At 46.1% G+C, this 13250-nt stretch carries 11 protein-coding genes; 7 read left to right on the top strand and 4 right to left on the bottom strand.

Features of this window, described 5'->3' with window-relative positions; all coding sequences use genetic code 11:
• Window positions 1-127 precede the first annotated feature (127 nt).
• From pomA to rlmM, 7 genes are all read left to right on the top strand, one after another.
• Window positions 128-892, top strand: coding sequence for a flagellar motor protein PomA (pomA, locus tag M1D72_RS17890; RefSeq protein WP_390188972.1), 765 nt, complete (start codon window positions 128-130; stop codon window positions 890-892).
• A 9-nt stretch (window positions 893-901) separates the two neighbouring features.
• The gene (locus M1D72_RS17885) at window positions 902-1858 is read left to right on the top strand and encodes a flagellar motor protein MotB (protein WP_456296072.1); all 957 of its coding nucleotides are present in this window, start codon (window positions 902-904) and stop codon (window positions 1856-1858) included.
• A 163-nt stretch (window positions 1859-2021) separates the two neighbouring features.
• Window positions 2022-3470 carry a tRNA uracil 4-sulfurtransferase ThiI gene (thiI, locus tag M1D72_RS17880; RefSeq protein ID WP_456296071.1) on the top strand — a complete coding sequence of 483 codons (1449 nt, stop codon included), beginning with the start codon at window positions 2022-2024 and terminating at the stop codon, window positions 3468-3470.
• A gap of 408 nt (window positions 3471-3878) precedes the next feature.
• Entirely contained in the window at window positions 3879-4799 is a 921-nt protein-coding gene (locus M1D72_RS17875) for a transcriptional regulator GcvA (protein WP_456296070.1), read from the top strand.
• Window positions 4780-5403: an alpha/beta fold hydrolase gene (locus M1D72_RS17870; RefSeq protein WP_456296069.1), complete on the top strand. Its 624-nt coding sequence runs from the start codon at window positions 4780-4782 to the stop codon at window positions 5401-5403. The genes M1D72_RS17875 and M1D72_RS17870 overlap by 20 nt, the downstream gene beginning before the upstream one ends.
• Window positions 5393-5791 carry a DUF423 domain-containing protein gene (locus tag M1D72_RS17865; RefSeq protein WP_456296068.1) on the top strand — a complete coding sequence of 133 codons (399 nt, stop codon included), beginning with the start codon at window positions 5393-5395 and terminating at the stop codon, window positions 5789-5791. Before M1D72_RS17870 ends, M1D72_RS17865 begins: the two co-directional genes overlap by 11 nt.
• Complete coding sequence (gene rlmM / locus M1D72_RS17860) at window positions 5788-6879, top strand: 23S rRNA (cytidine(2498)-2'-O)-methyltransferase RlmM (RefSeq protein WP_390188978.1); 1092 nt, start codon at window positions 5788-5790, stop codon at window positions 6877-6879. Before M1D72_RS17865 ends, rlmM begins: the two co-directional genes overlap by 4 nt.
• A 52-nt stretch (window positions 6880-6931) precedes the next feature.
• Here the strand turns inward: rlmM and xni are convergent, their stop codons facing one another.
• From xni to M1D72_RS17840, 4 genes are all read right to left on the bottom strand, one after another.
• Entirely contained in the window at window positions 6932-7705 is a 774-nt protein-coding gene (gene xni / locus M1D72_RS17855; protein WP_390188980.1) for a flap endonuclease Xni, read from the bottom strand.
• Window positions 7706-7774: 69 nt separating this feature from the next.
• Window positions 7775-9145: a nucleotide 5'-monophosphate nucleosidase PpnN gene (gene ppnN / locus M1D72_RS17850; RefSeq protein ID WP_390188981.1), complete on the bottom strand. Its 1371-nt coding sequence runs from the start codon at window positions 9143-9145 to the stop codon at window positions 7775-7777.
• A 151-nt stretch (window positions 9146-9296) separates the two neighbouring features.
• Window positions 9297-10865: a GGDEF domain-containing protein gene (locus M1D72_RS17845; protein ID WP_456296067.1), complete on the bottom strand. Its 1569-nt coding sequence runs from the start codon at window positions 10863-10865 to the stop codon at window positions 9297-9299.
• A gap of 107 nt (window positions 10866-10972) precedes the next feature.
• A complete protein-coding gene (locus tag M1D72_RS17840; protein WP_456296066.1) occupies window positions 10973-13243 on the bottom strand; it encodes a tetratricopeptide repeat protein in 2271 nt (756 codons plus the stop codon).
• Window positions 13244-13250 lie beyond the last annotated feature (7 nt).

Raw genomic sequence — 13250 nt, 5'->3', positions numbered from 1 at the left:
TGGTGGTTTATAGTGTTAGGATGGCGGTGTTTGGCATAGGCTACAGAATTTAATAAAACATTAAAGATCTTAAGATGTTGCCGATATACTGAATGAGACGTTTAATTTTGTGCATGAGGAGTGCTTTGTGGATTTAGCAACGCTGATAGGGCTCATTGGCGGTTTTGCTTTCGTGATTATGGCGATGGTGCTAGGCGGAAGCATTATGATGTTTATCGACGTCACTTCTATTTTGATCGTCGTCGGCGGCTCCACTTTTGTGGTGTTGATGAAATTTACCATGGGGCAGTTCTTTGGTGCAGCCAAAATTGCCGGTAAAGCCTTTATGTTTAAGGCCGATGACCCAGAAGACTTGATTGCCAAAGTGGTTGAAATGGCCGATGCCGCGCGTAAGGGCGGTTTTCTCGCTTTGGAAGAAATGGAAATCAGCAGCAGCTTCATGCAAAAAGGCATTGATTTATTGGTTGATGGCCATGACGCCGATGTCGTGCGCGCCGCACTGCAAAAAGACATTGCACTTACCGATGAGCGACATGAAGCGGGTGCGGGGGTATTTCGTGCCTTTGGCGATGTAGCGCCAGCCATGGGAATGATCGGGACTTTGATCGGTCTGGTGGCGATGCTGTCAAACATGGATGATCCAAAATCCATTGGGCCGGCGATGGCGGTGGCTTTGTTGACCACGCTTTATGGTGCGGTCCTGTCTAATATGGTGTTTTTCCCTATCGCCGACAAACTGTCGCTTCGCCGTGAACAAGAGAAACTAAATCGCCGCTTGATTATGGATGGTGTCTTGGCGATTCAAGATGGCCAAAACCCACGAGTTATCGACGGCTATCTGAAAAACTATCTCAATGAAAGCAAACGTGCGCTTGACGTTGACAACGAGTAGGTAAGCGGCATGGAAGAAGAAAATGACAAAAAATGTCCGCCACCCGGCCTTCCATTATGGATGGGGACGTTTGCTGATTTGATGTCATTGCTGATGTGCTTTTTCGTTCTGCTTCTTTCGTTCTCTGAGATGGATGTCCTTAAGTTTAAGCAGATTGCGGGCTCAATGAAATTCGCCTTTGGTGTACAAAATCGCTTAGAGGTAAAAGACATCCCGAAAGGGACAAGCATTATCGCACAAGAATTTCGTCCTGGTCGTCCAGAACCAACGCCAATTGACGTTATCATGCAGCAAACCATGGATATCACTCAGCAAACGCTCGAGTTTCATGAAGGGGAGTCTGACCGTGCTGGTGGTACGCAACGTGAAGCGGGCAAACTGACCGGTGGTGACTCTCCGCAAACGTCGACTCAGACCAACCAGAACTCTGAATCGGATCAACCGCAGCAGCAATCGGAATCTCAATCACAAGAGATGGAAGAGCTGCAAGAAAAAATTAAGAAAGCGCTACAGCAAGAGATCGATCAAGGTGCGATTGAAGTCGAAAATTTAGGTCAGCAACTGGTTATTCGAATTCGTGAAAAGGGCGCCTTTCCTGAAAACTCCGCGTTCTTACAACCCAAGTTCCGTCCTTTGGTGAGGCAAATCGCCGATTTAGTTAAAGACGTGCCGGGTATTGTGCGAGTGTCCGGGCATACCGATAATCAGCGTCTTGACTCAGAGTTATACCGCTCAAATTGGGATTTATCATCGCAGCGTGCTGTGTCGGTTGCTCAAGAAATGGAGCAGGTGCGTGGCTTATCACATCAGCGTTTGCGAGTGCGAGGAATGGCGGATACAGAGCCACTGGTCCCGAATGATACCGATATTCAGCGCGCGAGAAATCGCCGTGTTGAAATTAGCATCATGCAAGGCGAGCCTTTGTACAGCGATGAAGTGCCTTCGGTTCCGGCGCCGAGCGAATAGTCAAAGGCAGGCCCATAACATGAAATACAAAGACGAGTCAGCGACTCGTCTTTTTTATGTGCGATTGATCATGTATAATCCTGCGCCCTTAAAGGCGCGTGATCGTCAGCAAGCGATTCTGACGCACGGTTGACTGTTTGCGAAACTAACTTGCGAAGAAACTATGAAATTTATTGTTAAGCCACATCCGGAAATTTTTGTTAAAAGTGAATCAGTGCGCAAGCGCTTCACGAAGATTCTTGAATGCAATATTCGCAATATCATCAAGCGTGAGACCCAGTCTGTCGCGGTATTTAACCGTCGTGATCATATTGAAGTTACGTCAGAGTCCTCAGAGTATTACCAACAAGCATTGAGTGTTCTCACTCGTACGCCGGGTATTCACCACGTGTTGGAAGTTCAGCAGTCCGAGTTCAAAGACTTACATGATATTTTTGAGCAAGTACTGGAGCTCAACGGCAAAAACATCGAAAACAAGACGTTTGTTGTCCGTGCTAAGCGTCGTGGTAAACACGATTTCACCTCGATTGAACTCGAGCGTTATGTCGGTGGTGGTTTAAATCAAGCCGTTGAATCTGCATCGGTTAAATTGAAGAATCCCGATGTGACCGTCAATGTTGAAGTCTCTGGTGACAAACTTAATCAAATCATTGCGCGCCATAAAGGTTTGGGCGGTTTCCCTCTGGGAACTCAGGAAGATGTACTGAGCCTAATTTCAGGTGGTTTCGATTCTGGTGTCTCTAGCTATTTGCACATTAAACGAGGCTCAAAAGTTCATTATTGTTTCTTTAATTTAGGTGGCCCTGCTCATGAAATTGGCGTGAAGCAAGTCGCTCATTTCTTGTGGAACAAATACGGTTCGTCGGCCAAAGTGAAGTTTATCTCTATCGATTTTGAACCTGTCGTCGCACAGATTTTAGAAAACATCGATGATGGTCAGATGGGCGTAGTGCTCAAGCGGATGTTTATGCGTGCAGCGGGTATGGTTGCGGATAAATTTGGTATTGAAGCATTGGTTACTGGTGAAGCGCTAGGGCAAGTTTCTAGCCAGACGCTAACCAACTTACGCCATATCGACGGCGTAACGGATACTCTGATTTTACGCCCACTTATCAACTGGGATAAAGAAGACATCATCAATTTAGCGCGTGATATCGGCACTGAAGATTTCGCCAAAACCATGCCTGAATACTGTGGTGTGATTTCTAAGAAGCCAACAGTCAAGGCGGTTAAACGTAAGCTCGAAGCAGAAGAGCAAAACTTCGACTTCTCCGTTCTTGAGCAGGTGGTGTATGACGCTCGCGTAATGGATATTCGTGACATCGCCAAAGAGTCGCAGCAAGTCGCGCCTGAGGTTGAGTTGGTGGAAGCGGTGGAAGAGCACGCGGTTGTGCTGGATATTCGCGGCCCTGAAGAAGAAGAGCATAATCCGCTGGAAATCGATGGTGTTGAAGTGCGGCACCTACCGTTTTACAAGCTTGGTACTAAGTTTGGTGACTTGGATCAGAGTAAAACCTATTTACTCTATTGTGAGCGTGGGGTGATGAGTCGCTTGCAGGCGTTGTATTTGCAAGAGCAAGGCTTTGGTAACGTAAAAGTATACCGCCCGTAAACGTAACGCTTCGAACCAATCAATAACCGCTTATCGTCAGGTAAGCGGTTTTTTATTGGCCCAAATTCGGCTTAGGGCGGTAAAAGGGTGTTCGGCAGTGAACATGTGATAAAAAAACACCGCCTATTGGCGGTGCTAAAAATATTTGACAGACAGGTCAAAATAAATACAGGAAGTATTTGTTTTGTTTCCCGGATTTAAAGAAACAAAACAATGGTAGAAATCTACCTAACTCGAAATACGAGTTTGCAAACACAACATCGCAACAACTAAGCCAATTGATTCGAAGAACCAAGCCGTTCTGGGTTAGCGTTGCGGGGTGAAATATAGAATTTCTCTGGCTGCTAAGCAACGGACATTTTATAATGTTTCAGATAAAAAAAACTAATCCATAATAAAGAGTGACCTATGTCCAGAAGATTGCCACCTCTAAATTCGCTGCGCGTGTTTGAAGCGGCTGCAAGGCACCTGAGTTTCACGCGTGCCGCGGAAGAGCTGTTTGTGACACAGGCGGCGGTAAGTCATCAAATTAAAGCGCTAGAAGAATTTCTAGGATTAAAATTATTTCGCCGACGCAATCGTTCTTTGCTACTTACTGAGGAAGGGCAAGGCTACTTCCTCGATATTAAAGATATCTTTTCTTCATTAGCTGAAGCGACAGATAAAGTCCTTGAGCGCAGTGAAAAAGGGACCTTGACCATCAGTTTACCGCCCAGTTTTGCGATTCAATGGTTGGTTCCTCGTCTTGCTGATTTCAATCAGCAAGAGCCGGATATTGATGTACGAATCAAAGCCGCGGATGTCGAAGAGGGTTCACTGACCGATGATGTGGATGTGGCCATTTATTATGGTCGAGGTCACTGGCCTGGGCTACGTGCGGATAAGCTCTATCAAGAGTTTCTCATACCTTTGTGTTCTCCTTCTCTGCTTTTGGGCGCTAAGCCTTTGGAAAGCCTCGCAGACTTGAAACTGCATACCCTTCTGCATGATACTTCGCGCAAAGATTGGAAACAGTTCGTCAAACAAAATCACCTTGAAGGGGTGAACGTGAATCATGGTCCGATCTTTAGCCACTCGACCATGGTATTGCAAGCTGCGGCGCATGGGCAGGGAATCGCCCTTGGAAATAACGTGTTGGCGCAACCAGAAATGGATGCCGGGCGCTTGATTGCCCCTTTTGATGAAGTATTGATGACCAACAATGCGTTTTACGTGGTTTGCCATGAAAAACAAGCGGATACTGGGCGTATCGCGACATTCCGAGATTGGATGCTAGCCAAAGCACAAAGCGAGCAAGAGGAGCTTTTAGATGACACAAATACGCCATAATGGTGAAACCAATCAGCCATTATTTATTTTTGCCCATGGAGCCGGGGCGGGGATGGATCACGAGTTTATGACGGCAGTTGCGAGCGGATTAGCAACCAAAGGCATTCAGGTTCTGCGTTTTAACTTTCCTTACATGGAAAAACGCGAACAAGATGGGAAAAAGCGTCCGCCAGATCGTGCTCCTAAATTGCTTGAGGCTTATCAGCAAGTGATTGAACAACATTCAGGCGCCAAGGTGGTTATTGGTGGTAAATCCATGGGTGGACGCATGGCGAGCCATCTCGCTCATCTGCCGCAGGTTGTTGGGGTGGCATGTTTAGGGTTTCCATTTCACCCGCCGGGTAAACCCGAGAACTTTAAAGGTGAACACTTAGCGAAGATTGAAAAACCGTGCTTAATTTTGCAAGGCGAGCGCGATACGTTTGGAACTCAGCAAGAGTGTTTACAATATCCTTTCTCAGACCAAGTACGGTTAACATTCCTTACGGATGGCGACCATAGTTTCAAACCACGTAAACGCTCTGGATTAAGCGAACAGGACAATATCAAGGCCGCCGTAGCCGAGCTTAGTGATTTTATTTTTGAGGTTTACAATGACAAGTAAAAATTTATTGGTTTTTGGTGGCGCGTTCGCGGGGATTGGTGTTGGTTTAGGTGCGTTTGCCGCTCATGGTTTGAAAGCTCAGCTTTCTGCGTACCTGCTTGAGGTTTTCAAAACTGGTGTCCATTATCAGTTTATTCACGCGCTGGCTATTTTAGTGTGTGCGGTTTTACTTAACTTCTCTTTGCCTACAAAAGCACGAAAAGCATTTTTTGCGGCAGCGATTTGCTTTATCATCGGCGTCTTTTGCTTTAGTGGCAGTTTGTATGCGTTGGCATTGACTGGCATTAAATGGTTTGGGCCCATTACTCCATTTGGCGGTTTGCTATTTATGGTTGGTTGGGCGCTCTTTATATTCGCAGCACTACAAATCAAAGAGGATAAGCAGTGAAACACCTTATGCTTTACTGCCGCGCAGGTTTTGAAAAAGACTGCGCTGGCGAAATCCAAGACCGAGCTAATCAACTAGAGATCTTTGGATTTCCTCGTGTAAAAGTTCATTCAGGCTATGTGTTGTTTGAATGCTATCAAGAAGGGGATGCAAAAGCCTTACTTGAACAGCTTGATTTTCAAAGCTTAATCTTCGCTCGTCAGATGTTTGTGGTCGCTGCAGAGCTGAGTGAGTTACCAAGTGGTGACCGCTTGTCTCCGATTTTGGACGCGTTGGCCGAGTGTGATGGGTTACCTGTTTGTGGTGATCTTCGAATTGAAACGCCAGACACTAACGAAGCCAAAGAGTTGTTAAAGTTTTGTCGTAAGTTTACGGTACCAACTCGTCAAGCATTACGCGGAAAAGGTCTTTTGCTGAAAAAAGAACACAGTAAGAAACCAGTAATACACATTTGTTTTGTCGCGCCAGGCCATTGCTTTGTCGGTTACTCGATACCGGGTAATAACTCCGCTTTCTTTATGGGGATTCCGCGCCTGAAGTTCCCAGCCGATGCTCCAAGCCGCTCAACGTTGAAATTAGAAGAAGCGTTCCATGTGTTTATTCCTCGTAATGAATGGGATGATCGCTTGGCACCAGGCATGTGGGGCGTTGATCTCGGAGCGTGCCCTGGAGGCTGGACTTACCAACTGGTTAAACGTTCAATGTTCGTACATGCCGTGGATAACGGTATGATGGCGGATAGCCTGATGGAAACAGGACAAGTTACGCATCATCAAGTGGATGGCTTTAAGTTTGAGCCTGTACGCAAGAACGTGACTTGGTTGATCTGCGATATGATCGAGCGCCCGTCACGAGTAGCACAATTGATGGGAGAATGGATCATCAGTGGCTGGGCGAAAGAGGCGATTTTTAACCTCAAATTACCAATGAAAGGGCGCTACGAAGAGGTGGCGGAAGACATTGATAATTTAAAGCTGTTTTTTAAAGAGCATGATGTGAAGTTTAAACTGCAAGCTAAGCACCTCTATCACGATCGAGAAGAGATCACGGTGCATGTTCAGTGTTTATCCAACATCTCACCTCAATAATAAAAAAGCCGGCCCACAGGTCGGCTTTTTTATGTCTGTTGTTTGGCGCTGATTAGCTTGGCGATTGAAGCCGAATATCCTGCAAATTAAACCCCAGCTCGATATCCGTTTTGAGCATGGCGACTTGCTTGCAAACTCGCGCCATTTCAATATGTTCATCGAATTTTTTACGATATTTCGTCGCGAGTTCAGGTGCTGCGTATGCCTGCTCAATATCATGATATTGGCCTAATATCTCTTTTGCTGCTTTGGGGCCGATGCCGGGTATACCGGGAACTTGGCTAGAACTTACGCCGGTCAATCCCCAATAGTCAGCGAGTTGATTGGGCTCGACGCCAAATTCTTTGGCGATGAAGGGCGCGTCCAACCAGCGGTTTTGAAAGTAATCACGAATTTGCAATGTGGGTGACAGCAGTTGGCAGTAGCCTTTATCGGTTGAAATTATCGTCACCTTCTCGTTGTGTTGTGCCACTTTGACTGCCAGGGTTGCCACTAAGTCATCGGCCTCATCACCGTCGGACAACAGTGAGTCAATACCAAGCTCCCACCAGGCTTGCTGTATGGTATCAAGTCCATGGAGTAGCGGTTCGGGCATTGGTTTACGATTTTGTTTGTAGGTTGGCAAGATCTCAGCCCGCCATCCTCGGTCTTGAAGGTGGTGATCAAACACCGCGATAATATGGGTTGGCTGAGCTTCAGACAAAATACGTCTCAGGGTGCGCGATGTGGTTTCAATGGTGCGAGGAATATCGTTTGGATCGGGCTGCGCCGAGTGCACTCGACGAATAAGATTCAGCGCATCGATGATCACAAGATGAATAGACATAAAATTCCAAAGCAAAGGGGCCAGTTAATTGGCCCCTATTGTAAAAGAAATGCGCAGCCCTTCAACCCGTTAGAGTTGCGAGGCAATTTTGTAGCAAGGCACATAGTCACTACCACCCGGTAGTTTCATTCGGTTTTGCTCAACAAAGTCGCGAAGTAGTTTATCCATTTTACGCATCAAACGGGCGTCGCCATCAATTTCAAATGGACCAAATTGCTCTATTTCACGAATGCCTTCGGCTTTGACATTACCAGCCACAATTCCAGAGAACGCCTTACGCAACGCAGCGGCCAGCTTCTCAGGTGGTTGCTCCAAGTGCAAATCCAGCGCGGCCATACTTTCATGGGTCGGCTCAAACGGTACCTGAAAATCTGCATCGACTTTAAGTGACCAGTTAAAGCTGTAAGCATCACTGTTGATCTTACGGTGCTCACGAACTTTTGGCATCGCTTGTTTGACGATGCGAGCGACTTGAGCCGGGTCATCAATCACAATCTGGTAATGTTTTTGTGCCTCGGGGCCTAAGGTGTCACCAATAAACTCATCAATTGAGCGGAAGTAAGCTTCACTTTCTTTTGGTCCTGTCAGCACGATGGGCATCGGTTGATCGATATTTTCTGGATGCATCATAATACCCAGAATGTAAAGAAGCTCTTCCGCTGTGCCTGGGCCGCCAGGGAAGATAACGATGCCATGACCAAGGCGTACGAATCCTTCAAGACGTTTCTCGATGTCTGGCATGATCACCAGTTCATTGACGATAGGGTTGGGTGGCTCAGCGGCAATAATCGACGGCTCGGTTAGGCCGAGATAACGCTGTTCGGTGTAACGCTGCTTGGCATGACCAATCGCAGCACCTTTCATTGGGCCTTCCATTGCACCAGGGCCGCATCCAGTACAGATGTTTAGCTCGCGTAAACCAAGCTCATTTCCGACTTCTCGCGTATATTGGTATTCGATAGGATTGATCGAGTGACCACCCCAGCACACCACCATATTAGGAATGATCCCGGTGCGGATGGTGCCTGAATTGCGCAGTATTCCAAACACTAAGTTCGTAATGTGCGTTGAATTGGTTAAGTTAAGACGTTGGCTGTCAGCCAAGTGCATGTTGACGTAGACGATATCGCGCAATACGGAAAACAGGTGCTCTTGGATACCTTTAATGATGTCACCATCGACAAACGCATGTTCTGGCGGATTAATAAGTTCCAGCTTAATTCCACGCTCTCGGCTTAAGACATTAACATCAAAAGATTGATATTTATCGAGAAGCTCTTTTGAGTTATCGGTATGGCTACCTGAATTAAGTACCGCAAGTGTGCAATTTCGATATAGCTGGTATAAGTCTTTATCGCTGGTTGCGGTTTTCTTTAGACGTTCAACTTCAAGTTGTGAAAGCAGATCCATGCTTCCAGCGGGACTGATATGAGTGATCATTATGACCTCCTCCCTAAGCAGGAAAACGCACCTGACTGATGCTGTTATTGTTGGTGTATAACCTAGCTTAGCAGACAAAGCTTGAATCGGACAACATAACTTCTTGATATTACTGAATCAATCTATAGATATTGATGATGTGTTGAGACGTTTATTGCCACGCCAATTGGTTGGGACCTTTTTGTTTGGTTTGATTGAGTAGATGGTTGAGGCGATCCATCACGACTTCTGGCGTGTCGTTGTCAGCAAACATGGTAACGGCGGCCGTGAAGGTAATCATGATGTTTTGATCTTTAAATTTGAATGGAAGTTTAGAGACTTGATTTTGAAGGTTTTTAACTAGTTTATGAGCGTCACTACTGTTGCGCTCTGGCAAAATCAGAACGAACTCTTCACCAGAAAAACGCGCGAGAGTCTCTGAGGCATGTAACTCTTTAGAAATGGTGCGAACGATGATTTTCAATGCTTTATCGCCGGCGGTGTAGCCAAAATTATCGTTAATCACTTTGAAGTTATCGATATCTAACAGTACCACGCGCAGCAAGTTTTGATGACGGATCCATTTACGATATTCGATATCTAAACGTTCAAGTAGAGCATTACGGTTCAATGCTTTGGTGAGTGGATCGCGCTGCATTTTCTGGGCTTGAAGTTCAAGCCTGCGGCGATAATCTTGGCTGACTTCGTACAGCGATTCTATCTGACTTCGGCTATGGCTGACACGCTCAATCAGGGCTTGTTCACGCTCTTCGGTTAACTGCAATCGTTCTGATAATTGGGCAATTTTCTCCAGTAGCGGACTAATGTTCATCTGCAACCCTTCAAGGGTCGACGCTGATGACACCGTTCGGTGTGACTGTTGAACGATTTGTTGAATTTCACGATTGGTGGCAACACGTTGCTGAAAGTAACTTTGCGTTTGGTCGAGATTGTGCCCCGAATTGGCCAAGTGATGAGATAACGTCTGATTGACCGTATCAACAAATTGCTCGGAGGTCTTACGTTCAAATTTGGTGCCTTCAACGACCAAACGCAAAGTTTGCAAGGTAATTTCAAGCAATGAGTGAGTATTTAAGCCAAGCAGTAATTTCGCACGAATGTCCAGCAACCGTTCACCATATTCGCCTTCAAAATCGAGCTCGGTGATGAGGTGTTGAAGTTCATTGGATAGCCGAGCTAATAACTCTTTTTCTGCACTGTTATGGAATTCTTCAACCGTGGCTTCGGGGTTGGCGGTAACAACCTTTAGCGCTCGTTCATAGACAGAAAGAAGTTTAGTGATGTGTTCAGAATGGGAGAGGGAAGTGCCGTGTGAGTAACTCAGTAGATCTCTTAAGTCGCGTTTTAACTTAGCGGGTAAGCCCGTTATCCGTAGCAGTGTTTCACCGCTTTGTTTGACTTGGGTATCCAAGTGTTGCCCGTGCTTTTCGTTGGCTATCGATTGCTGACGCAATAGCCGCTCGACAACGGAAATCTTAGGAATAAGGAGGCTGACATCCTTATTTTGTTCTAGAGATTGGCACAGTTCATCAAGTCTTTGGTTTAGACGCAAGTTGGCCCGATCACGTTGAGAATGGCATAACGATGCAATCATTCGGGTGAGTACTTTTTGCTCGCGCTGGTATTTAAATGAGCTATCCCTTTGTGTCAGCCGCACTTGCTCAAGCTGCTGTTTCAGCATTTTTAGCTGTTGATCAAGGTCTTGTTCTAAACCGCTCATTTATAAACTTTTTAACCACTAAATCACTGACATCTCTGCCGACTGATATTCGATAATATCAAATAAAAACGCTTCGTCACCCGTTTGTACGATTGTTTGATGCCCTTTTAGTCATCTTTTAACAGTTTTTTGAGCGTTTCCTCATTCTGGAATGAAGAATGCACTTTTATTAACCCCTGACTGAGTGAATGCTTACACGCTTTGCGAATATTTCCGGTGGCTAAGCTTGCCGCAGGTGCATTTTCAATCGCTTTGAGATAAACCCACTGGCTGGTTTGCTCTTGCATTGCCAAAGTACGCGCTGCGCTCGTCGCCATCAGCAAAATATCGAGGAGTTCGCGGTCGTTGATCGCCGTATAAGCACGCGGCAAAAACGGATAATCTGCGAGACCAACCCGAATAATTCTGTCTAAGTTGCGCTGAGGAAGAAACTCCTCAATCCACTTTTGAATTTTATCGACTAATTGCGCTGGGTCGCGGTCGCGGTCGGTGTTGGGTTCGATATACAAAAAATTGGAATCGGAAAAATGATAAATTCGCGCGGGCTCTTCAATATGTTCTTTCATGTAGTCGCCGAACGCTTTTTCTAATTTCAAGCCTTCTTCGTATCCATGTTTAAGGTAAATGTTACGCATGAATGGAACATCTATCATCGCGAATTGAAGGCGGTCATTGAGTGGTTCGTTAATCAGTTCACCAATGTGCCAGCGTTCAAATTTGTCACTGCTCTGCTCAAGAGATTGCGGCAATTTGATGTTGAGCATTCTGAGGTTGTTGAGGCCTGAGCGTGAGTGAGTAAATAACCGGTTGGTTAGGGCATCGATGCTTTCTTGGCTGTCTTTAAGCAATTGGCCGCGACGTAGCATTAACAAAAAGAATAAGGTGCCACCGATGAATAGCACAAACGACACTTTCTGGAATTTTTGAAAGTCGCTGCTGACTTTATCCAACTGTTTTTGCTGTGCGGTTAAGTGTAAACGCTGCTCGATAAATTCTTTTTGTTGACGAAACGCGTCTTCGCTAATCAGGTTAAGCTGGCGCTGTTCAATGGTCGCCAACGCATTATATTGCTCAATGTTGCTAAGGGCTTTGTCGTACTGGCCAGCTTGTTCATAGGCTAAATACAATAAACGATAAGCATTTTGTTGTAAGCCAACGTCTTTTTCTTCGGTTGCGATATCCAAAGCATGTTGTGCGCTGCGGATTGCTTGCGAAGAGAGCTTTTGATTATACGCCAGCCCGGACTCGAGAAGTAACGCCTCGGCCTTTAATTCAGGGAAGTGAGCGACCGCTAACAGTTCGTTTGCGCGATTGAGATATTGCTCGGCCAAAGGGATGTTGTACAGATGGAGGTAGGTTTTCGCCAGCGAAAGCCGAATATCAATGACATTACGAATATCACTGCGTTCGTCTTCATGATCAATGACATTAAAATAATGAACCAAAGCAAGGTTGTATTTTCCTTGATGGTAGTAAACATCGCCCATTAATTTCAAGACATGGGGGAGAGCCGGCGATTTCTCGTAATTGTCATAGAAATCGGCGGCCTGCAATAGATGATCCAGTGCCTTGTCGAGCACTTTGCGTTCGTAGAACAGCTGAGCCAATAATTGGTTGACCTTAGCCAACTCCGCACTGGCATTTTCCTCAATCGCGCTCCAGTAGGCGAGCAGTAACTCAGACAACGCTTTGTTATACAGTTTGTGATTGAGAAGGTGGCGACCAATGGCTGTGTGGTAGTCAATAATGATGCTCGGTGATTGCACATGACTGATGTAGTCTGCTTGAGCGGCATACAGGCGATCGGCTGCAAGAATGTCGTTGTCATACGAGGCAATTTCAGCGGCAAGCATGCTCATTTGATACTGAATGCCTTTGGCTAGTTGCTCGGTGTTTTCGATTTGACGAAATTCTTGTTCAACGGAGGCTAGGCTTTTCTGCGCCTGACGAGAGTTATGATCGTCCAACCAGCGTAGACGAATCATCAGTAATCGAGTTCTCAAATGTTGAAACGGCAATGTATGGCGCGAGGAAAGTTGCTCTGCTTGCTCTAGCCTTTGCATCGCTATTTTATGGTTATCAAGATTGTATTCCGCTTGAGCGAGAATTTGTAGCGCTTCAACGGTGCCTCCTGGCGTACGAATTCGACTGTCCGTATCTTCACGTCCCACGGAAGAGGGGCTTTTCTCCTCTTTTGCGGTTAAGGTTCGCTGGGTTAAGTAACTACTCGCTAACTGTTTAGATTGTTCCGGAACGATATCCAGCAGCCCCGCAGCTTCGTTGAGGACGGGAGACGAATAAAGAATAGCTGCTCGCGCAGCGTGAGTAACACTTAACGCACACCACAGGATGATGAATATCCAGCGAAAAGGTAGCATGTAAAAA

The sequence above is a fragment of the Vibrio sp. AK197 genome (assembly GCF_053903115.1).
This window is presented reverse-complemented; position numbering and strand designations above follow the sequence as displayed.